The 22,676-nt window shown below is 61.1% G+C and carries 16 protein-coding genes; 10 read left to right on the top strand and 6 right to left on the bottom strand.

Translation table 11 applies throughout. The features are described from left to right. Positions 1-130: 130 nt before the first annotated feature. The 4 genes from AC1RR7_RS29700 to AC1RR7_RS29685 all read right to left on the bottom strand — a co-directional run bounded on the left by AC1RR7_RS29700 (position 131) and on the right by AC1RR7_RS29685 (position 5,495). Positions 131-2,977 carry a valine--tRNA ligase gene (locus AC1RR7_RS29700; protein ID WP_096819202.1) on the bottom strand — a complete coding sequence of 949 codons (2,847 nt, stop codon included), beginning with the start codon at positions 2,975-2,977 and terminating at the stop codon, positions 131-133. A 134-nt stretch (positions 2,978-3,111) separates the two neighbouring features. Beyond that, entirely contained in the window at positions 3,112-3,507 is a 396-nt protein-coding gene (locus AC1RR7_RS29695) for a DNA polymerase III subunit chi (RefSeq protein WP_102619518.1), read from the bottom strand. 8 nt (positions 3,508-3,515) lie between these two features. Then, positions 3,516-3,944, bottom strand: a complete 429-nt coding sequence (locus tag AC1RR7_RS29690) for a DNA polymerase III subunit chi (protein WP_096819206.1) — start codon at positions 3,942-3,944, stop codon at positions 3,516-3,518. A 60-nt stretch (positions 3,945-4,004) separates the two neighbouring features. After that, complete coding sequence (locus tag AC1RR7_RS29685; protein WP_096819207.1) at positions 4,005-5,495, bottom strand: leucyl aminopeptidase; 1,491 nt, start codon at positions 5,493-5,495, stop codon at positions 4,005-4,007. A 308-nt stretch (positions 5,496-5,803) separates the two neighbouring features. Between AC1RR7_RS29685 and lptF the strand changes: the two genes are divergently transcribed. From lptF to pdxJ, 8 genes are all read left to right on the top strand, one after another. After that, positions 5,804-6,925, top strand: a complete 1,122-nt coding sequence (gene lptF / locus AC1RR7_RS29680; RefSeq protein ID WP_096819209.1) for an LPS export ABC transporter permease LptF — start codon at positions 5,804-5,806, stop codon at positions 6,923-6,925. Continuing rightward, positions 6,918-7,979, top strand: a complete 1,062-nt coding sequence (gene lptG / locus AC1RR7_RS29675) for an LPS export ABC transporter permease LptG (protein ID WP_096819211.1) — start codon at positions 6,918-6,920, stop codon at positions 7,977-7,979. Before lptF ends, lptG begins: the two co-directional genes overlap by 8 nt. Positions 7,980-8,151: 172 nt before the next feature. Beyond that, positions 8,152-9,948: a translation elongation factor 4 gene (gene lepA, locus AC1RR7_RS29670; protein WP_085608162.1), complete on the top strand. Its 1,797-nt coding sequence runs from the start codon at positions 8,152-8,154 to the stop codon at positions 9,946-9,948. 9 nt (positions 9,949-9,957) lie between these two features. Further along, the gene (gene lepB / locus AC1RR7_RS29665) at positions 9,958-10,812 is read left to right on the top strand and encodes a signal peptidase I (RefSeq protein WP_096819213.1); all 855 of its coding nucleotides are present in this window, start codon (positions 9,958-9,960) and stop codon (positions 10,810-10,812) included. A 182-nt stretch (positions 10,813-10,994) separates the two neighbouring features. Then, entirely contained in the window at positions 10,995-11,684 is a 690-nt protein-coding gene (rnc, locus tag AC1RR7_RS29660) for a ribonuclease III (protein ID WP_096819215.1), read from the top strand. Continuing rightward, entirely contained in the window at positions 11,677-12,579 is a 903-nt protein-coding gene (gene era / locus AC1RR7_RS29655; protein ID WP_003221935.1) for a GTPase Era, read from the top strand. The genes rnc and era overlap by 8 nt, the downstream gene beginning before the upstream one ends. A 163-nt stretch (positions 12,580-12,742) precedes the next feature. Next, a complete protein-coding gene (gene recO / locus AC1RR7_RS29650) occupies positions 12,743-13,429 on the top strand; it encodes a DNA repair protein RecO (protein ID WP_085729730.1) in 687 nt (228 codons plus the stop codon). A gap of 205 nt (positions 13,430-13,634) precedes the next feature. Beyond that, on the top strand, positions 13,635-14,378 hold the full coding sequence (pdxJ, locus tag AC1RR7_RS29645; protein ID WP_007957371.1) for a pyridoxine 5'-phosphate synthase: 744 nt from the start codon (positions 13,635-13,637) through the stop codon (positions 14,376-14,378). A gap of 43 nt (positions 14,379-14,421) precedes the next feature. Here the strand turns inward: pdxJ and mltF are convergent, their stop codons facing one another. After that, positions 14,422-15,882, bottom strand: coding sequence for a membrane-bound lytic murein transglycosylase MltF (mltF, locus tag AC1RR7_RS29640; protein ID WP_096819217.1), 1,461 nt, complete (start codon positions 15,880-15,882; stop codon positions 14,422-14,424). Between the two features lie 285 nt (positions 15,883-16,167). Between mltF and purL the strand changes: the two genes are divergently transcribed. Both purL and AC1RR7_RS29630 read left to right on the top strand, forming a co-directional pair. Next, positions 16,168-20,064 (top strand): phosphoribosylformylglycinamidine synthase, encoded by a 3,897-nt coding sequence (gene purL, locus AC1RR7_RS29635; protein ID WP_273536210.1) that lies wholly within the window; start codon positions 16,168-16,170, stop codon positions 20,062-20,064. 5 nt (positions 20,065-20,069) lie between these two features. Next, positions 20,070-20,381, top strand: a complete 312-nt coding sequence (locus tag AC1RR7_RS29630; protein ID WP_273536214.1) for a Nif3-like dinuclear metal center hexameric protein — start codon at positions 20,070-20,072, stop codon at positions 20,379-20,381. A gap of 573 nt (positions 20,382-20,954) precedes the next feature. Here AC1RR7_RS29630 and nagE read toward each other — a convergent pair. Beyond that, entirely contained in the window at positions 20,955-22,670 is a 1,716-nt protein-coding gene (gene nagE, locus AC1RR7_RS29625; RefSeq protein WP_273536216.1) for an N-acetylglucosamine-specific PTS transporter subunit IIBC, read from the bottom strand. Positions 22,671-22,676 lie beyond the last annotated feature (6 nt).

Below are 22,676 nucleotides of genomic sequence, written 5' to 3'. Positions count from 1 at the left end.
CTACGCCTTTTAGCCGCCTCCATTACGTCCTCCTGAAAATAGATCAGAAGGTGTAAACCTTATTCAGGACGGGACACCGGGCACAAAAAAGGGAGGCCGCATGGCCTCCCTTTTTCAGTGCGATTTGCCGTTACAGGCTGGCAATCCGCGCGTGCTGCTCGGCCAGTTTGCCCAGGGCTTGTTCGGCCTCGGCCAGCTTGGCGCGTTCCTTCTCGATGACTTCGGCCGGAGCCTTGTCAACGAAACCGGCGTTGGACAGCTTGCCGCCGACACGCTGGACTTCGCCCTGCAGACGCAGGATTTCCTTGTCCAGACGCGCCAGTTCGGCGTTCTTGTCGATCAGACCGGCCATCGGCACCAGCACTTCCATCTCGCCAACCAGTGCGGTGGCGGACAGTGGCGCTTCTTCGCCGGCCGCCAGTACGGTGATCGATTCCAGACGCGCCAGCTTCTTCAGCAGCGCTTCGTTCTCGGTCAGGCGGCGCTGGTCTTCAGCGGTGACGTTTTTCAGGTAGATCGGCAGCGGTTTGCCCGGGCCGATGTTCATTTCGCCACGGATGTTCCGCGTGCCGAGCATCAGGCCCTTGAGCCATTCGATGTCGTCTTCGGCTGCCGGATCGATGCGCTCTTCGTTGGCCACCGGCCAGGCTTGCAGCATGATCGTCTTGCCCTGAATGCCGGCCAGCGGCGCGATGCGCTGCCAGATTTCTTCAGTGATGAACGGCATGAACGGATGCGCCAGGCGCAGCGCCACTTCCAGTACGCGAACCAGCGTGCGGCGAGTGCCGCGCTGACGCTCGACCGGCGCGTTTTCGTCCCACAGCACAGGCTTGGACAATTCCAGGTACCAGTCGCAGTACTGGTTCCAGATGAACTCGTACAGCGCTTGTGCCGCCAGGTCGAAACGGAACTGATCCAGTTGGCGGGTCACTTCGGCTTCGGTGCGTTGCAGTTGCGAGATGATCCAGCGATCCGCCAGCGACAGCTCGTAGGCTTCGCCGTTCTGGCCGCAGTCTTCGCCCTTGTCCAAAACATAGCGCGCAGCGTTCCAGATCTTGTTGCAGAAGTTGCGATAGCCTTCGACGCGGCCCATGTCGAACTTGATGTCGCGACCGGTGGACGCCAGCGAGCAGAACGTGAAGCGCAGGGCGTCGGTGCCGTAGCTGGCGATGCCGTCGGCGAACTCGTCGCGGGTCTGCTTCTCGATCTTCTTCGCCAGTTTTGGCTGCATCAGACCGGAGGTGCGTTTCTGCACCAGGGTTTCGAGCTCGATACCGTCGATGATGTCCAGCGGGTCCAGAACGTTGCCCTTGGACTTGGACATCTTCTGGCCCTGGCCATCACGCACCAGACCGTGCACGTAAACGGTCTTGAACGGAACCTGCGGCGTGCCGTCCTCGTTCTTGATCAGGTGCATGGTCAGCATGATCATCCGGGCGACCCAGAAGAAAATGATGTCGAAACCGGTGACCAGAACGTCGGTGGAGTGGAATTTCTTCAGGAACTCGGTCTTTTCCGGCCAGCCCAGGGTGGAGAAGGTCCACAGGCCCGAACTGAACCAGGTGTCGAGAACGTCGTTGTCCTGTTGCAGCGCAACGTCCGGGCCGAGGTTGTGCTTGGCACGTACTTCGGCTTCGTCACGGCCGACGTAGACCTTGCCCGACTCGTCGTACCAGGCCGGAATCCGGTGGCCCCACCACAGCTGACGGCTGATGCACCAGTCCTGGATGTCGCGCATCCACGAGAAGTACATGTTTTCGTACTGCTTCGGCACGAACTGGATACGGCCGTCTTCAACGGCAGCAATCGCAGGCTCGGCCAGCGGCTTGGTGGACACGTACCACTGGTCGGTCAGCCACGGCTCGATGACGGTGCCGGAGCGGTCTCCTTTCGGCACTTTCAGGTTGTGGTCGTCGACGCTGACCAGCAGGCCGGCGGCGTCGAACGCAGCCACGATCTGCTTGCGCGCTTCGAAACGCTCGAGACCGGCGTACTCGGCCGGAATCTTGCCGTCGATGCTGTCGTTCAGCGTGCCGTCGAGGTTGAACACCTGTGCTGCCGGCAGCACGTTGGCGTTCTTGTCGAAGATGTTCAGCAGCGGCAGGTTGTGGCGCTTGCCGACTTCGTAGTCGTTGAAATCGTGGGCCGGGGTGATTTTCACGCAGCCGGTGCCGAATTCAGGGTCGCAGTAATCGTCGGCGATGATCGGAATGCGGCGGCCGACCAGCGGCAGCTCGACAAATTTGCCGATCAGGGCTTTGTAGCGCTCGTCGTTCGGGTTTACCGCGACGGCGGAGTCGCCGAGCATGGTTTCCGGACGGGTGGTCGCGACGATCAGGAAATCGTTGCCTTCAGCGGTTTTCGCACCGTCGGCCAGCGGGTATTTCAGGTTCCACAGGAAACCTTTCTCGTCGTGGTTTTCCACTTCGAGGTCGGAAATCGCTGTGTGCAGCTTGGTGTCCCAGTTGACCAGGCGCTTGCCGCGATAGATCAGACCGTCTTCGTGCAGGCGCACGAACGCTTCTTTAACGGCTTCCGAGAGGCCGTCGTCCATGGTGAAGCGCTCGCGGCTCCAGTCCACGGACGAGCCGAGGCGGCGAATCTGACGGCTGATGTTGCCGCCGGACTGTTCCTTCCACTCCCAGACTTTCTCGAGGAATTTTTCGCGGCCCAGATCGTGGCGATTCTGGCCCTGGGCTTCGAGTTGACGCTCCACCAGCATCTGCGTGGCGATACCGGCGTGGTCGGTGCCCGGTTGCCACAGGGTGTTGCGACCCTGCATGCGGCGGAAACGGATCAGGGCGTCCATGATCGCGTTGTTGAAACCGTGACCCATGTGCAGGCTGCCGGTGACGTTCGGCGGCGGGATCATGATGGTGTAGGAGTCGCCCGCGCCTTGCGGGGCGAAGTAGTTCTCGGACTCCCAGGTGTTGTACCAGGAAGTTTCAATGGCGTGCGGCTGGTAGGTCTTATCCATGCGCGGCGGGACCCTATTGGCATTTATTCAGGAAAAGCCGGGAAGTATAGCGGGGCATGGGGCGCAGGGCGAGCGGGGCGGGCCGGGTGGGGATCTAAAAGTGGGAGCAACCGTGCGACGGCTCCCACCGTCGATTATTCGTACTGGCTCAGAAGCCGTTCCATCCGTGCCTCGAGGCGACGTTTGATTTCGGTTTCGATGTGCGGGGCGAAGTCATCGATCACGTCTTGCATGATCAGTTGCGCAGCGGCGCGCAGTTCGCTGTCCAGGTGCAGCAGCGCGTCGGGGCCTTTGTCCACAGGTGCGACGGGCGCGGTGGCGGGTTTCTCGACGGTAGCGGGTGGCGGTTCGACGGCGGGTGGCTCAGTGGCGACCGAGTCGAACAGCATCGGAATCTGTTCCTGTTCACCATCATCGACCGTATCGGTCAAAAGCGGCGGTTGCAGGTTGTCATCGCCCAGCAACTGGCGGATCGACTCGAGGTCATCCAGCAAGTGCGCGGGTTTTTGCAGCGGTTTTGGAGTGTCCATCGGCGTACTCAGAGTCGCTGTAAACGGTGGTCTTGCAGAGGATAGCCCTGTTCCCGGTAGAAACGGAAACTCTCCCGCGCAGCCGCACGGATCGCCGGATCTTCCACCACCACTTCCGCCACTCGGGCGAACTTGTTGGCGAAGGCCGGGACCTTCAGGTCGAGGTTGACGAGCAAGTCCTGATGCTGGCCGCAGTCATCGCCCAATCCAAGCACGATCAAACCTTCCGGTTCGCTCTCGGCCGGGCCATGGGGCACGAAGGTTTCGCCCTTGAACGCCCACAGTCGCGCATCGAGGTCTTCGCGTTGGGCGGCATCGCTGCAATGCAGGTAGATGCGGTGGCCCATGCGCCAGGCTTTCTCGGTGAGCTTGCAGGCAAAATCCAGACGCGCCGAAGGATCGGCACTGGGCAGGATGTAGAAGTCGACTTTGGTCATTGCGGTTCCTGAGCTGAAAGCGGCGTCCCTCTTAAGAGACGCCGCTCGCAGTCATCGGTTTCAGGCTTTGGCGCGATCCAGCAGGTACTGGGTCAGCAGTGGAACCGGACGGCCGGTGGCGCCCTTGTCCTTGCCGCCGCTGGTCCACGCGGTGCCTGCGATGTCCAGGTGCGCCCAGTTCAGGTTCTTGGTGAAGCGCGACAGGAAGCACGCGGCGGTGATGGTGCCGGCCTTCGGCCCGCCAATGTTGGCGATGTCGGCGAACGGGCTGTCCAGTTGCTCCTGGTACTCATCGAACAGCGGCAGTTGCCAGGCGCGGTCGTCGGCAGCCTTGCCGGCGCTCAGCAGTTGGCCGATCAGTTCGTCGTTATTGCCCAGCAGGCCGGAGGTGTGCGCACCCAGGGCAACCACGCAGGCACCGGTCAGGGTGGCGATGTCGATCACCGCTTGCGGCTTGAAGCGCTCGGAGTAGGTCAGTGCGTCGCACAGCACCAGACGGCCTTCGGCGTCGGTGTTGAGGATTTCCACGGTCTGGCCGCTCATGGTGGTCACGATGTCGCCCGGACGCGAAGCGGTGCCGCTCGGCATGTTCTCGGCGCAGGCCAGGATGCACACCAGGTTGATCGGCAACTTCAGTTCCAGCACGGCGCGCAGGGTACCGAACACGCTGGCGGCGCCGCCCATGTCGTACTTCATTTCGTCCATGCCGGCGCCCGGTTTCAGGCTGATGCCGCCGGTGTCGAAGGTGATGCCTTTACCGACCAGTGCGTACGGCTTCTCGGATTTCTTGCCGCCGTTGTATTGCATGACGATCAGACGCGGTGGCTGGGCGCTGCCCTGACCGACGGCGTAGAACGAACCCATGCCCAGGGATTTGATTTTCTTCTCGTCGAGCACTTCGACTTTCAGATCCTTGAACTCTTTGCCCAGGTCCTTGGCTTGCTCGCCGAGGAAGGTCGGGTGGCAGATGTTCGGCGGCAGGTTGCCCAGGTTGCGGGTGAACGCCATGCCGTTGGCGATCGCGGTGGCGTGATTCACGGCGCGTTGCACTTCGGCTTGAGCGGCCTTGATGGTCAGCAGGGTGATTTTCTTCAGAGCGCGCGGCTCGGCTTTCTGGCTCTTGAACTGGTCGAAGGTGTATTCGCCGTCGACCAGGGTTTCGGCCAACAGGCGAGTCTTGCCGTAGCTGTCACGGCCCTTGACGATGATTTCATCCAGCGCCAGCACGGCATCGCTGCCGCCCAGGCCCTTGAGGGTGTTGAGGATGCCGGCAACGATCTTGCGGAACGGGCGGTCGCCCAGTTCTTCATCCTTGCCCACGCCGACCAGCAGCACGCGCTCGGCTTTCAGGTTCGGCAGGCTGTGCAGCAACAGGCTCTGCCCGACTTTGCCGGCCAGGTCGCCACGCTTGAGGACAGCGCTGATGGCGCCGCCGCTCAGTTCGTCGACCTGCTTGGCGGCGACGCCGAGTTTGCGGCCTTCACCGACGGCAACCACCAGGGTGGCGGTTTTCAACGTTTCTGGGCTAACGCTTTTTACAACCAGTTCCATGTCCGGATCCCTGAATGAATGGTCAACACGCAGGCGTTCGGCGGTGTCCGCAGTCGCCTGCTTATAGAGAGAAAAGGCGCAGGCCAGCGCCTGCGACAAGGGCCGCAGTTTGAACCTCGCTCCCTGCGCCTGACAACCCTCCTCGGAACGATCTTCAACCGATTGCACGCTTGCGTGAGTGTGCGCAGTGACAGGCGCGCTCAATCACAGGATAATGCCGCATCTTTTTTCGACGGCTCTGCCTGGCGGGCCTGTCGATACGTTTGCTTGTTTGGCCGCCTTAGCCTGACAACCCTGGAGTGTCTGGTTTGATCGTCTTCCGTTATCTGTCCCGCGAAGTCCTGTTGACCCTGAGTGCGGTGAGTGCCGTGCTGCTGGTCATCATCATGAGCGGTCGCTTCATCAAATACCTTGCCCAGGCCGCTGCGGGCCAGCTCGATCCGGGATCGCTGTTCCTGATCATGGGCTACCGTCTGCCGGGCTTCATGCAGTTGATTCTGCCGCTGGGTCTGTTCCTCGGGATCCTGCTGGCGTACGGCCGGTTGTATCTGGAAAGCGAAATGACCGTGCTGTCGGCCACTGGCATGAGCCAGCAGCGCCTGTTCCGCATGACCCTGTTCCCGGCCACGCTGGTGGCACTGGTGGTGGCATGGCTGAGCCTGAGTCTGGCCCCGCAAGGTGCCAACCAGTTCCAGCTGCTGCTGAACAAGCAGGACGCCCTGACCGAATTCGACACCCTTGAGCCGGGCCGCTTCCAGGCGTTGCGCGATGGCACGCGGGTGACCTACACCGAAAACCTGAGCGACGACCGGGTCAACCTGGGCAGCGTGTTCATCTCGCAGAAAAACCTCGGTGCCAACCAGGCGGATCGCGGGATTTCCGTGCTGGTGGCCGAGAAAGGCCGGCAGGAAGTCCGTCCTGACGGCAACCGTTACCTGATCCTGCACAACGGCTACCGCTACGACGGCAGCCCGGGACTGGCCAACTACCGCGCCATCCACTACGAAACCTATGGTGTTCTGCTGCCCAAGCCCGATGTCAGCGAGGAAGTCACCGACCGTGACGCCATGCCGACGTCGACCCTGATGGCCAGTGATGACATCCGCGCCAAGACCGAACTGCAATGGCGCCTGTCGCTGCCGCTGCTGGTATTTATCGTGACTCTGATGGCGGTGCCGCTGTCGCGGGTCAATCCGCGCCAGGGGCGCTTCCTCAAGTTGCTGCCGGCGATTCTTCTTTATATGGCTTACCTGACCATCCTGATTGCCGCTCGCGGCGCCCTCGAAAAAGGCAAGATCCCGGCGAGCCTGGGTCTGTGGTGGGTACACGGGATCTTCCTGGTCATCGGTATCGGCCTGCTGTACTGGGAACCGCTGCGCCTGAAAATGGCCAGCCGTCGCAGCGCTGCGCTGGAGGTGGCTCGTGGTTAAACTCGACCGCTACATCGGCAGCAGCGTGTTCATGGCGATCATCGCCGTGCTGGCGATCATCCTTGGCCTGGCGACATTGTTTGCCTTCATCGACGAGATGAGCGACGTCAGCGATACCTACACCTTGGCTGATGTGTTGAGTTTTGTACTGCTGACCGCACCGCGCCGGCTCTATGACATGTTGCCGATGGCAGCACTGATCGGCTGTCTGATCGGCCTCGGCAGCCTGGCGAGCAGCAGTGAGCTGACGGTGATGCGTGCGGCGGGTGTGTCCATCGGGCGCATCGTCTGGGCGGTCATGAAGCCGATGCTGGTGCTGATGCTGGCCGGCGTGCTGATCGGCGAGTACGTTGCGCCGGCTACCGAGAGCATGGCTCAGGCCAATCGTTCGCTGGCTCAAGGCAGTGGCGACGCGCAAAGCGCCAAGCACGGTATGTGGCACCGTCAGGGCGAGGAATTCATCCATATCAACGCCGTGCAACCCGATGGCCTGTTGTATGGTGTGACCCGCTATCACTTCGACAAGGAACGCCACCTGCTGAGCTCGAGCTTCGCCAAGCGCGCCGAGTTCGATGGCACTCGCTGGCAGCTTACCGACGTGACCACCACGTTGTTCCATGAGCGCAGCACCGAAGTCGTCAACAAGCCGACCGAAGACTGGGATGTGTCCATCAGCCCGCAACTGCTGAACACCGTGGTCATGGCACCGGAAGCGCTGTCGATTACCGGGCTGTGGGGTTACATCCACTACCTGGCCGATCAAGGTCTGAGCAACGGCCGTTACTGGCTGGCCTTTTGGGTCAAGGTGTTGCAGCCGCTGGTGACTGCCGCGCTGGTGCTGATGGCGATCTCCTTCATTTTCGGCCCGCTGCGCTCGGTAACCCTCGGTCAGCGGGTGTTTACCGGTGTGCTGGTGGGGTTCACCTTCCGCATCGTCCAGGATCTGCTCGGTCCGTCCAGTCTGGTATTTGGCTTCTCGCCGCTGTTCGCAGTGCTGGTGCCGGCAGGCGTCTGTGCCCTGGCGGGTGTCTGGTTGCTGCGTCGAGCCGGTTGATGAACAAGGTTTCACCCTTGCTCCAGCCTTGAAAACGCCCCGGTCGCAAGACCGGGGCGTTTTTGCATGCAATCCGGGTGACAGGCGAACGTGACGCTTGCGCCGTGTATCAGGTACAATTCCCGGCTATTTTTCGGCGGGCCAAGCCTGCAGCCTTTTTGAGTGTTGATCCGTGAGTGATTTGAGTCATATCCGCAATTTCTCCATCATCGCCCACATTGACCATGGCAAGTCGACGCTGGCTGACCGTTTCATCCAGATGTGCGGTGGCCTGGCCGAGCGTGAAATGGAAGCCCAGGTACTGGATTCCATGGATCTGGAGCGCGAACGCGGGATCACCATCAAGGCCCACAGCGTTACCCTCTATTACAAAGCCAAAGACGGCGTCACCTACCAGCTGAACTTCATTGACACCCCGGGCCACGTCGACTTCACCTACGAAGTCAGCCGTTCCCTGGCCGCGTGTGAAGGTGCCTTGCTGGTGGTCGACGCGGGTCAGGGCGTTGAAGCCCAGTCCGTGGCCAACTGCTACACCGCCATCGAGCAGGGCCTCGAGGTCATGCCGGTACTGAACAAGATCGACCTGCCGCAGGCCGAGCCCGACCGCGTCAAGGACGAGATCGAGAAGATCATCGGCATCGACGCCACCGACGCCGTCACCTGCAGCGCCAAGACCGGCCTGGGTGTCGACGAAGTGCTCGAGCGTCTGGTCGCGACCATTCCTGCGCCGACCGGCAACATCGAAGATCCGCTGCAAGCGTTGATCATCGACTCCTGGTTCGACAACTACCTGGGCGTTGTCTCCCTGGTGCGCGTGCGTCATGGCCGCGTGAAGAAGGGCGACAAGATCCTGGTGAAATCCACCGGCAAGGTCCACCTGGTCGACAGCGTCGGTGTTTTCAACCCGAAACACACCGCCACCGCAGACCTGAAGGCCGGCGAAGTGGGCTTCATCATCGCCAGCATCAAGGACATTCACGGTGCACCGGTCGGTGACACCCTGACCTTGAGCTCGACGCCGGATGTTCCGGTACTGCCGGGTTTCAAACGCATTCAGCCACAGGTTTACGCCGGTCTGTTCCCGGTCAGCTCCGACGACTTCGAGGACTTCCGCGAAGCGCTGCAGAAGCTGACCCTGAACGACTCGTCGCTGCAGTACACCCCGGAAAGCTCCGACGCCCTGGGCTTCGGCTTCCGTTGCGGCTTCCTCGGCATGCTGCACATGGAGATCATCCAGGAGCGCCTGGAGCGCGAATACGACCTGGACCTGATCACCACGGCACCGACCGTAATCTTCGAACTGGTGCTGAAAACCGGTGAAACGATTTACGTCGACAACCCGTCGAAGCTGCCGGACGTGTCCGCGATCGAAGACATGCGCGAGCCAATCGTGCGTGCCAACATCCTGGTACCGCAGGAGCACCTGGGCAACGTCATCACCCTGTGCATCGAAAAACGCGGTGTGCAGGTCGACATGCTGTTCCTCGGCAACCAGGTCCAGGTGACCTACGACCTGCCGATGAACGAAGTGGTCCTGGACTTCTTCGACCGTCTGAAATCCACCAGCCGCGGCTATGCTTCGCTGGATTACCATTTCGATCGTTACCAATCGGCTAATCTGGTGAAGCTGGACGTGCTGATCAACGGCGACAAGGTCGACGCCCTGGCGCTGATCGTGCACCGTGACAATTCGCACTTCAAAGGTCGCCAGTTGACCGAGAAGATGAAAGAACTGATTCCTCGTCAGATGTTCGACGTGGCCATCCAGGCTGCCATTGGCGGTCAGATCGTCGCCCGGACAACCGTCAAGGCGCTCAGAAAGAACGTATTGGCCAAATGCTACGGCGGTGACGTCAGCCGTAAGAAGAAACTGCTCGAGAAGCAAAAGGCCGGTAAGAAACGCATGAAGCAGGTCGGCAACGTGGAAATTCCACAAGAAGCCTTCCTCGCCGTGCTCAGGTTGGAATAGTCAGGTCCTATGTCACTAAATTTCCCGCTGTTGCTGGTTATCGCCGTGTTCGTCTGCGGCCTGTTGGCGTTGCTCGATCTGTTGATCCTGGCACCGCGTCGGCGCGCCGCCATCACTTCCTATCAGGGCAGCGTCAGCCAGCCTGACGTGGTGGTGGTCGAGAAGCTGAACAAGGAACCGCTGCTGGTCGAATACGGCAAGTCGTTCTTTCCGGTGCTGTTCATCGTGCTGGTGCTGCGTTCGTTCCTGGTGGAGCCGTTCCAGATTCCGTCCGGTTCGATGAAGCCGACCCTGGACGTTGGCGACTTCATTCTGGTGAACAAGTTTTCTTACGGGATCCGCCTGCCGGTGATCGACAAGAAAGTCATCGAAGTCGGTGATCCGCAACGCGGCGATGTGATGGTGTTCCGCTACCCGAGCGACCCGAACGTCAACTACATCAAGCGTGTGGTGGGTCTGCCGGGTGACACGGTGCGTTACACCGCCGACAAGCGTCTGTTCGTCAATGGCGAGTCGATTGCCGAGCAACTGGTCGGTTCCGAACCGGGCACCCTTGGCAGCGCTGAGCTCTACAAGGAAAAACTCGGCGCCGCCGAGCACCTGATCCGCAAGGAAATGAGCCGCTACCGCGCCACGCCGGACCATACCTGGACCGTGCCGGCCGGGCACTACTTCATGATGGGCGACAACCGCGACAACTCGAACGACAGTCGCTACTGGGATGATCCGAACATTCCCAAGGATCTGCTGGGCATGGTTCCCGACCAGAACATCGTCGGCAAGGCCTTCGCGGTCTGGATGAGCTGGCCGGAACCGAAACTCAGCCACCTGCCGAATTTCTCGCGGGTCGGCCTGATCAAGTAAACAATCACGGCGCTGTTGACCACAGCGCCGAATGCATTTCTGGCGTCGGCACAACCGGCTCCGGGGCATGAAGCCACGATATTCAGGACGTCATTTTTGAACACAGCGTTAATTGTCCCAGGCCTGCGCCGTATCCCGGCGATGGCAGTGGAATCCAGCCACGAACTCAGCGTGGGTAAACCGTGAGCGTTTCTCTAAGCCGTCTCGAGCGTCAGCTCGGTTACACCTTCAAGGACCAGGAACTGATGGTCCTGGCCCTCACGCACCGCAGCTTTGCCGGACGCAACAACGAGCGTCTGGAATTCCTCGGCGATGCGATCCTCAACTTCGTCGCCGGCGAGGCACTCTTCGACCGCTTCCCGCTGGCCCGCGAAGGCCAGTTGTCGCGTTTGCGTGCACGTCTGGTGAAAGGTGAGACCCTGGCGGTATTGGCCCGTGGTTTCGATCTGGGCGAATACCTGCGCCTGGGTTCCGGTGAGCTGAAAAGCGGCGGTTTCCGTCGCGAATCGATTCTGGCCGATGCCCTCGAAGCGCTGATCGGCGCGATCTACCTCGACGCCGGCATGGAAGTCGCCCGCGAGCGCGTTCTGGCCTGGCTGGCTGGCGAGTTCGAAGGTCTGACACTGGTCGACACCAACAAGGATCCGAAGACCCGCCTGCAGGAATTCCTGCAATCGCGCGGTTGCGACCTGCCACGCTATGAAGTGGTGGATATCCAGGGTGAGCCGCACTGCCGTACGTTCTTCGTCGAGTGCGAAGTTGTCCTATTGAATGAAAAAAGCCGGGGTCAGGGCGTGAGCCGTCGCATTGCCGAACAGGTAGCGGCCGCCGCAGCACTGATTGCCCTGGGTGTGGAGAATGGCAATGACTGATACAAACGCAACTCGCTGTGGCTATGTTGCCATCGTCGGCCGTCCCAACGTGGGCAAGTCCACGCTGCTGAACCACATCCTCGGCCAGAAGCTCGCGATCACTTCGCGCAAGCCACAGACCACTCGCCACAACATGCTCGGGATCAAGACCGAGGGCGACGTGCAGGCGATCTACGTCGACACCCCGGGCATGCACAAGGGTGGCGAAAAGGCCCTGAACCGTTACATGAACAAGACCGCTTCGGCGGCGTTGAAAGACGTCGACGTGGTGATCTTCGTGGTCGACCGCACCAAGTGGACCGAAGAAGACCAGATGGTGCTGGAGCGTGTGCAATACGTGACCGGCCCGCTGATCGTCGCGCTGAACAAGACCGACCGCATCGAGGACAAGGCCGAGCTGATGCCGCACCTGTCCTGGTTGCAGGAACAGCTGCCGAATGCGCAGATCATTCCGATCTCGGCGCAGCACGGGCATAACCTCGATGCACTGGAAAAGGTCATCGCTGACCATCTGCCGGAGAACGATCACTTCTTCCCGGAAGACCAGATCACCGACCGCAGCAGCCGTTTCCTCGCCGCCGAACTGGTGCGCGAGAAAATCATGCGCCAGATGGGCGCCGAGCTGCCGTACCAGATCACCGTGGAAATCGAAGAGTTCAAGCAACAGGGCAAGACTCTGCACATCCACGCGCTGATCCTCGTCGAGCGTGACGGCCAGAAGAAAATCATCATTGGCGACAAGGGCGAGCGCATCAAGCGCATCGGCACCGAAGCGCGCAAGGACATGGAGCTGCTGTTCGACTCCAAGATCATGCTCAACCTGTGGGTGAAGGTGAAGGGCGGCTGGTCCGACGACGAGCGTGCGCTGCGTTCGCTGGGTTACGGCGACCTGTAAAGCGTCTGGCATTACATCGATCCATTGTGGGAGCGAGCGTGCTCGCGAAGACGATGTAACATTCAGCATTGATGTTGATTGTTGCACCGCTTTCGCGAGCAAGCTCGCTCCCACATTGGTTTTGGGTGATGAGTAAAACCGCGTTTCCCTCAACGAGAAATCCATGTCTCAAACGCCTCCCGCCCAACCCGCCTACGTCCTGCACTCCCGCGCCTATCGCGAAACCAGCGCGTTGGTGGACTTCCTCACGCCGCAAGGTCGGCTGCGGGCGGTGTTGCGCAGCGCGCGGGGCAAGGCCGGGACGCTGGCGCGTCCGTTCGTGCCGCTGGAAGTGGAATTCCGTGGCAAGGGTGAGTTGAAGAATGTCGGGCGAATGGAAAGTGCCGGCAATGCGACGTGGATGGTCGGCGAGGCGCTGTTCAGCGGCCTCTATCTCAACGAGTTGCTGATCCGCCTGCTGCCAGCCGAAGACCCGCACCCCGCGGTGTTCGATCATTACGCGGCCACCTTGCTGGCCTTGGCTGAAGGCCGGCCACTGGAACCGTTGCTGCGTTCCTTCGAATGGCGCCTGCTTGACGACCTCGGTTACGGCTTCTCCCTGAATACCGACATCAATGACGAGCCCATTGCTCCGGACGGCCTCTATCGCTTGCAGGTGGATGCCGGGCTAGAGCGGGTCTACCTGCTGCAACCCGGTCTGTTCAACGGCACCGAGCTGCTGGCCATGGCCGAAGCGGACTGGTCTGCGCCCGGCGCATTGTCCGCTGCCAAACGCTTGATGCGTCAGGCACTTGCAGTTCATCTTGGCGGTCGTCCCTTGGTCAGTCGCGAGCTGTTTCGAAAGCCCTAAGGGTCTGTTGACGTCTGGGCACGGCACGACGGGCGCTCACTGCGCCCAGGGCTGCGTTGCTCGGAACTCATTTGGGGAAACCAAACTTCGTTCCTCGCGCCTTGCCCTGTGCTCAGTGAGCATCCCGTCGCCGCCGCGCCCAGACGTCAACAGACCCTTCACCGTGTATGCTGTGCGCCGAATCTTTCCCTTCAGGAGCGCATCCGTGACCACCAGCAATCGCATTCTTCTTGGCGTGAACATCGACCACGTCGCCACCCTGCGTCAGGCTCGGGGCACGCGCTATCCGGATCCGGTCAAGGCCGCGCTGGACGCGGAAGAGGCGGGCGCCGACGGCATCACCGTGCACCTGCGCGAGGACCGTCGCCACATTCAGGAGCGCGACGTACTGTTGCTCAAGGATGTGCTGCAAACCCGCATGAACTTCGAAATGGGCGTCACCGAAGAAATGATGGCGTTCGCCGAGCGCATCCGTCCGGCCCACATCTGTCTGGTGCCGGAGACGCGTCAGGAACTGACCACCGAAGGCGGTCTGGACGTGGCGGGGCAGGAAGAGCGCATCAGGGCAGCGGTGGAGCGTCTGTCGAAGATCGGCAGCGAAGTGTCGCTGTTCATCGACGCTGACGAGCGGCAGATCGCTGCTTCGAAACGAGTCGGCGCACCGGCCATCGAGCTGCACACCGGGCGCTACGCCGATGCCGAAACACCGACCGAAGTGGCTGAAGAGCTCAAGCGTGTGGCGGACGGCGTGGCATTCGGTCTGGCCCAGGGCCTGATCGTCAATGCCGGTCACGGTCTGCACTACCACAACGTTGAAGCTGTGGCGGCGATCAAGGGCATCAACGAACTGAACATTGGTCATGCGCTGGTGGCGCATGCGTTGTTCGTCGGCTTCAAGTCGGCAGTGTCGGAGATGAAGGCGCTGATCCTGGCGGCTGCAAAGGCCTAAGCGTCAGCGCAGATCCTGTGGGGGCTCGCTCCCACAGTATTTATCAGAGCGGCGGGTTTTCCTGCGCCGGCTTGGATTTGTCGATCCCCGGCACATGCAGATTGCCTTCGGCGACCTGATCGCCCTCGAGTTGCGGCTGGGTCACCCAGGTCAGGATGTCGTAGTAGCGACGGATGTTGGCCACGAAATGCACCGGTTCGCCGCCACGGGCGTAGCCATAGCGGGTCTTGCTGTACCACTGCTTCTGCGACAGGCGCGGCAGCATCTTCTTCACATCCAGCCACTTGTCCGGGTTCAGGCCTTCCCGGGACGCCAGTTTGCGCGCGTCATCCAGGTGGCCGCTGCCAACGTTGTAGGCGGCCAGTGCAAACCACGTACGATCCGGCTCCTGGATCGAGTCGTCGAGTTGATCCTTCATGTAAGCCAGGTACTTCGCGCCGCCCATGATGCTCTGCTTCGGATCGAGGCGGTTGGACACGCCCATGGCCTGGGCGGTGTTCTGGGTCAGCATCATCAGGCCGCGCACGCCGGTCTTCGAAGTGACGGCCGGTTGCCACAGCGATTCCTGATAACCGATGGCCGCGAGCAGGCGCCAGTCGACTTTCTCTTTCTTGGCGTAAGTCTTGAAGTGCTGTTCGTATTTGGGCAACCGCTGCTGCAAATGCTGGGCGAAGGTCGTGGCGCCCATGTAACCGAGGACGTCGACGTGGCCGTAGTAGCGGTCTTTCAGGCGTTGCAGGGTGCCGTTCTTCTGCACCTTGTCCAGATAACTGTTGATCTCGTTGAGCAGGCTGTTGTCTTCACCGGCGGCCACTGCCCAGCTCTGGCTGCGCGCATCGCCGAGGTCGAAGGCCACGCGGATATTGGTGAAGTACACCTGGTTCATCGCCACTTCGTTGGAGTCGACCAGGGTCAGGTCGATCTGGCCTTCATCGACCATGCGCAGCAGGTCGACTACTTCAACGGCGTCGGATTCTTCGTATTCGATCCCGGGATATTTCTGTTTCAGCTCGGCGAGTTGCTCGGCGTGGGTGCTGCCCTTGAGCACCATGATCTTCTTGCCGACCAGTTCACTGGCGTCGGTCGGGCGGGACTGACCGTTGCGATAGATGATCTGCGGGGTGACTTCGAGATAGGCGTGGGAGAACCGAACCTGCTTCTTGCGCTGATCGCTGCTGACCAGGCCGGCGGCGGCCAGTACCGGACCGTTGGGTTTGCCGACCTGGTCGAACAGGTCGTCGAGGTTGTCGGCGGTCTCGATCTTCAGCTCCACCCCCAAATCGTCGGCGAAGCGCTTCACCAGCTCGTATTCGAAGCCGGTTTCGCCGCTGCGATCCTGAAAGTAGGTGGCGGGGCTGTTACGGGTGATCACCCGCAGCACACCATCCTCCTTTACGCGCTCGAGGGTGTTGGGTTTATCAACACAGCCACTGAGCATCAGGAAGAGTCCGGTTGCGATCAGCCATTTGGCGTACCGCGGACGCAAAGCCGTTGGGGAAAACATGTGCGCAGTATACGCAAAGGACAACGGGCGCCATATCTCGACAGTCGAGGGCTTGTCTGCTAGGGATCACAAAACCGCTCGAAACCCCGCAGGAATGGGCCCGAAAGGCATTTTGTGACAGAAAAAATAACCCGCGTTCCAACACCCGATAAATTTGACCTTCGAGGCAAGAACACCACTCGACATCCGGGTGCAACCGTGCGTAGCGTTTCGGGTGATGTTGAGGGCGGTTTAGGCTAGAATGCACGGCCTCAAAGCACACCCCTTCCCGAGGCTGTCCCGAAGATGTTGATCCTGCGCGGCGCTCCTGCCCTTTCTGCCTTTCGCCACAGCAAACTCCTTGAGCAACTGAGCCAGAAGGTTTCGGCTGTCAGTGGCTTGTATGCTGAATTCGCTCACTTCGCCGAAGTCACCGGCGTCCTGACCGGCGACGAACAGCAGGTGCTTGCGCGCCTTCTGAAGTACGGTCCAAGCGTTCCGGTTCAAGAGCCGACCGGTCGTCTGTTCCTGGTGTTGCCGCGTTTCGGCACCATCTCGCCATGGTCGAGCAAGGCCAGCGACATCGCCCGCAACTGCGGCCTGAGCAAGATCCAGCGCCTGGAGCGCGGCATCGCGTTCTACGTGGCCGGTCAGTTCAGCGAAGCCGAAGCACAGCAGATTGCCGATGTACTGCATGACCGCATGACGCAGATCGTTCTGGCCAACCTCGAGCAGGCCGCCGGTCTGTTCAGCCACGCCGAACCGAAGCCGCTGACCGCCATCGATATCCTCGGCGGTGGTCGCGCCGCGCTGGAAAAGGCCAACGTCGAGCTGGGCCTGGCCCTGGCCGAAGACGAGATCGATTACCTGGTCAACGCCTTCAACGGTCTCAAGCGCAACCCGCACGACATCGAACTGATGATGTTCGCCCAGGCCAACTCCGAGCACTGCCGCCACAAGATCTTCAACGCCAGTTGGGATATTGACGGCGAGAGCCAGGAAAAAAGCCTGTTCGGCATGATCAAGAACACCTATCAGATGCACAGCGAAGGCGTGCTGTCCGCTTATAAGGACAACGCTTCGGTGATCGTCGGCAACGTCGCCGGCCGCTTCTTCCCGGATCCGGAAACCCGCCAGTACGGCGCGGTGCAGGAGCCGGTGCACATCCTGATGAAGGTTGAAACCCACAACCACCCGACCGCGATCGCACCGTTCCCGGGCGCATCTACCGGTTCCGGTGGCGAGATCCGCGACGAAGGCGCGACCGGCCGTGGCGCCAAGCCGAAGGCCGGCCTGACCGGTTTCACCGTGTCGAACCTGCAGATCCCGGGCTTCGAACAGCCGTGGGAAGTACCGTACGGCAAGCCTGAGCGCATCGTTACCGCGCTGGACATCATGATCGAAGGCCCGCTGGGCGGCGCTGCGTTCAACAACGAATTCGGTCGTCCGGCCCTGACCGGTTACTTCCGTACCTTCGAACAATCGATCACCACCCCGCACGGTGACGAAGTTCGCGGTTACCACAAGCCGATCATGCTGGCTGGCGGCATGGGCAACATCCGTGAAGAGCACGTCAAGAAAGGCGAGATTCTGGTCGGCTCGAAGCTGATCGTTCTCGGCGGCCCGGCGATGCTGATCGGTCTGGGCGGCGGTGCCGCTTCTTCGATGGCTACCGGCACCAGCTCGGCAGATCTGGACTTCGCTTCGGTTCAGCGTGAAAACCCTGAAATGGAGCGTCGCTGCCAGGAAGTCATCGACCGTTGCTGGCAACTGGGCGACAAGAACCCGATCAGCTTCATCCACGACGTGGGTGCGGGCGGTCTGTCCAACGCCTTCCCGGAACTGGTCAACGACGGCGACCGCGGTGGCCGTTTCGAACTGCGCAACATTCCAAACGACGAGCCGGGCATGGCCCCGCACGAAATCTGGTCCAACGAATCCCAGGAACGTTACGTTCTGGCAGTCGGCCCGGCCGACTTCGAGCGCTTCAAGGCCATCTGTGAACGTGAGCGTTGCCCGTTTGCCGTTGTCGGTGAAGCCACCGCCGAGCCGCAACTGACCGTGACCGACAGCCACTTCGGCAACAACCCGGTGGACATGCCACTGGAAGTGTTGCTGGGCAAGGCACCGCGCATGCACCGTTCGGTGGTGCGCGAAGCCGAGCTGGGCGATGACTTCGATCCGTCGAACCTCGACATCAGCGAAAGCATCGAACGCGTCCTGCACCACCCGGCCGTGGCGAGCAAAAGCTTCCTGATCACCATCGGCGACCGCACCATCACCGGTCTCGTGGCCCGTGACCAAATGGTCGGCCCATGGCAGGTTCCGGTGGCCGATGTGGCCGTCACCGCCACCAGTTTCGACGTCTACACCGGTGAAGCGATGGCGATGGGCGAGCGCACTCCGCTGGCGCTGCTGGACGCTCCGGCGTCGGGCCGCATGGCCATCGGCGAAACCCTGACCAACATTGCCGCTTCGCGCATCAACAAGCTCTCCGACATCAAACTGTCGGCGAACTGGATGTCCGCTGCCGGCCACCCAGGCGAAGACGCGCGTCTGTACGACACCGTGAAAGCGGTCGGTATGGAACTGTGCCCTGAGCTGGGCATCACCATTCCGGTGGGCAAGGACTCGATGTCCATGGCCACCCGCTGGAACGACAACGGCGAAGACAAGACCGTCACCTCGCCGATGTCCCTGATCGTGACCGGTTTCGCGCCAGTGGCTGACATCCGTCAGACCCTGACCCCGGAACTGCGCATGGACAAAGGCACCACCGATCTGATCCTGATCGACCTCGGTCGTGGCCAGAACCGCATGGGCGCCTCGATCCTCGCTCAGGTTCACGGCAAGCTCGGCAAGCAGGCTCCGGACGTCGACGACGCCGAAGACCTGAAAGCCTTCTTCGCGGTGATCCAGGGCCTCAACGCCGACGGTCACCTGCTGGCGTACCACGACCGTTCCGACGGTGGTCTGCTGACCTCCGTGGTGGAAATGGCCTTCGCCGGCCACTGCGGTCTGAGCCTGAACCTGGACAGCGTTGCCGAAAGCTCCGCTGAAATCGCCGCCATCCTGTTCAACGAAGAACTGGGTGCCGTGATCCAGGTTCGCCAGGACGCCACGCCGGACATCCTCGCGCAATTCAGCGCGGCCGGTCTGGGCGATTGCGTTTCGGTGATCGGTCAGCCGATCAACAACGGCCAGATCAACATCACCTTCAACGGTGACACCGTGTTCGAAGGTCAGCGTCGTCTGCTGCAACGTCAGTGGGCCGAGACCAGCTATCAGATCCAGCGTCTGCGCGACAACGCCGACTGCGCCCAGCAGGAATTCGACGTCCTGCTGGTAGAGGACAATCCGGGCCTGAGCGTCAAGCTCAGCTACGACGTCAACCAGGACATCGCCGCGCCTTACATCAAGAAAGGCATCCGCCCACAGGTTGCCGTGCTGCGTGAGCAGGGCGTCAACGGTCAGGTGGAAATGGCGGCCGCGTTCGACCGCGCCGGTTTCAACGCGATCGACGTGCACATGAGCGACATTCTGGCCGGCCGTGTCGACCTGAACGAGTTCAAAGGTCTGGTGGCCTGCGGTGGTTTCTCCTACGGCGACGTACTCGGCGCCGGTGAAGGCTGGGCCAAGTCCGCACTGTTCAACAGCCGTGCCCGCGATGCGTTCCAGGGCTTCTTCGAGCGTAACGACAGCTTCACCCTCGGCGTGTGCAACGGTTGCCAGATGATGTCCAACCTCCACGAACTGATCCCGGGCAGCGAGTTCTGGCCGCACTTCGTGCGCAACCGCTCCGAGCAGTTCGAAGCGCGCGTGGCGATGGTTCAGGTTCAGGAATCGAACTCGATCTTCCTGCAGGGCATGGCCGGTTCGCGCATGCCGATCGCCATCGCTCACGGTGAAGGTCATGCCGAATTCGAAAGCGAAGAGGCACTGCTGGAAGCCGATCTGTCCGGTTGCGTGGCGATGCGTTTCGTCGACAACCACGGCAAGGTCACCGAAGCCTACCCGGCCAACCCGAACGGCTCGCCGCGCGGGATCACCGGCCTCACCAGCCGCGACGGTCGCGTAACGATCATGATGCCGCACCCGGAGCGTGTGTTCCGCGCTGTGCAGAACTCGTGGCGTTCGGAAGAGTGGAACGAAGACGCTCCTTGGATGCGTATGTTCCGTAACGCTCGTGTGTGGGTGAACTAAGCGCTGTGTACAAGCTCGCTTTTTTTGTTCCCGACAGTCATGTCGAGGTGGTCAAGGACGCTGTATTCGCTGCCGGTGGTGGGCGGATCGGTGACTATGACCACTGTGCTTGGCAGGTGCTTGGATCTGGTCAGTTTCGGCCTTTGGACGGGAGTCAGCCGTTCATTGGTGAGGCGGGGCGGGTTGAGCGGCTCGAGGAGTGGAAGGTTGAGCTTGTTGTTGGCGATGAGTTGATTCGTGGGGTGGTGGGGGCTTTGAAGGCTAGCCATCCTTACGAGACGCCGGCTTATGAGGTTTGGCGGTTGGAGGATTTTTGATCTTCCTTGCCGTTTGAACAGAAAACCCGCTGAGAGTGATTTCAGCGGGTTTTTTGGTTTTTGGGGTTTGAGATTGAGTGAATATCCGTTGCTTCGGGTGCTGCCGCTGACGGTTTCGCTCTTACAGCGACTCACTTTTGCAGACGCCCAAAAGTAAGCAAAACGCTGGGCCCCGGCGTACGGCCCCTCGCTGGGGCTCGGGGTTCCTTCGTTACGGGATTCATCCGGGGGCATCGCCTACGGTTTGCTTCGCTGCACCTCCTCTCGATGTGTTCGACTTCGTCGAACGGTCGCTGCGCTCCCACCCCCGGATAAATCCCTCCACTCAGCCTTCCGATGGGGCCGGCACGTCAAAAGCGGTACTCGAGCTAACGCTCATCGTTTTGAGTGGTGAGAAGCTGTTTTTTGGTGTTTTAAGATCTGAGTTCGCCTCGATATTCCAGGTCGGTGTAGTTCGTATAAACACTGCGATCAGTCCCCTCTCCCTCCGGGAGAGGGTTAGGGTGAGGGCTGGATTCGGAGTCCAATAAAGATGCGTCAAATCACCCCCCACCCAGCGATTCACTGGTCGCCCTAAACCTTCGCACTCACCTCACTCCGATTAACCAACCCCTCCAACGCCGCACTCAAGCTTTGCGCCCGCTCGCCCACCAGCAAGTGCCAAACACCATCTTCCAGCGCGCTCACACCCAAACATCCGAGCTCTTTCAATCGGCTTTCCGACAGCACCTTGCCATCGGCCAGTTGCAGGCGAATACGGCTCATGGCGATGCAATCAAGTTGCAGCACGTTGTCGCTGCCGCCCAGGGCTGCCAGCCATTGCTGTGCCAGCGGTGTGGCGACCGTTACGGGCTCACTGGTTTCGATGATTGCGACAGGCGCCGTCACCAAAGCACGCCCCAACGCGGGCATCGCCAAGCGAATCTCATCAGCAATGCTGTCGGCCATCGGCCCGACAACCACCTGCAAACTCCCGCCCTTGCCCGGACGCACAACGGCCATCGCGCCCAACGCTTTCAAATCCGCATCCGAAGCTTTGTTGCGATCGACCATTTCCAGTCGCAGCCGCGTGGTGCATGCGCCGACAGTGACCAGATTCTCCGCACCACCGAGTGCCTTGATGTAAGCCCCGGCGCGTTCGTTTTCGGTCAGAACCGCTTTGTCGGCGGTGGCGACGTCTTCACGCCCCGGCGTCTTCAGGTTGAAGCGACGGATACAGAAATCGAACACCGCGTAATAGATGACCGCATAAGCGAGGCCCACCGGGATCACCAGCCAGCCATTGGTGGACTTGCCCCAACCGAGCACCATGTCGATGAAGCCACCGGAGAAGGTGAAACCCAGATGAATGTTCAGCGCATTGGTGATCGCCATCGACAGCCCGGTCAGCAGCGCATGCACCAGATACAGCAGCGGTGCGAGGAACATGAAGGCGAATTCGATCGGTTCGGTTACCCCGGTCAAGAACGAGGTCAGCGCCATCGACAGGAAGATCCCGCCCATCACTTTGCGTCGTTCCGGCAGGGCGTTGCGGTACATCGCCAGGCACGCCGCGGGCAGGCCGAAGATCATCATCGGGAACATGCCGGTCATGAACTGGCCGCCCTTCGGATCGCCAGCGAAGTAACGCGACAGGTCGCCGGTGACCAGGGCGCCGGTGGTCGGGTCGGTGAAGTTGCCGAACACGAACCACGCCATGTTGTTGAGGATGTGGTGCAGGCCGGTGACGATCAGCAGGCGGTTGAATACACCGAAGACGAAGGCGCCGAAGCTGCCGCTTTCCATCATCAGGCTGCCGAAGCTGTTGATGCCGTGCTGGATCGGCGGCCAGATGTAGCCGAATATCACGCCCAGACCCACCGCCGCAAAACCGGTGACGATCGGTACGAAACGCCGGCCGCCGAAGAATGCCAGATACTCCGGCAACTTGATGTCCTTGAAGCGGTTGTACAGCGCACCGGCCATCAGGCCACTGACGATCCCGGCGAGCATGCCCATGTTGATGCTGGCGTCGAGTACCTTCAGCGTGGAGATCATCACCAGGTAACCGATCACCCCGGCGAGGCCGGCGGTGCCGTTGTTGTCCTTGGCGAAACCGACCGCGATGCCGATGGCGAAGATCATCGCCAGGTTGGCGAAGATCACCTGGCCGGCGTCGTGGATGATCGCGATGTTCAGGAGGTCGGTGTCGCCCAGGCGCAGCAGCAGGCCGGCGATCGGCAGGATCGCGATCGGCAGCATCAGCGCTCGGCCGAGGCGTTGCAGGCCTTCGATGAAGAGTTGGTACATGGCGTT

The organism is Pseudomonas sp. GW821-FHT11G12, assembly GCF_058808055.1.
This window is presented reverse-complemented; position numbering and strand designations above follow the sequence as displayed.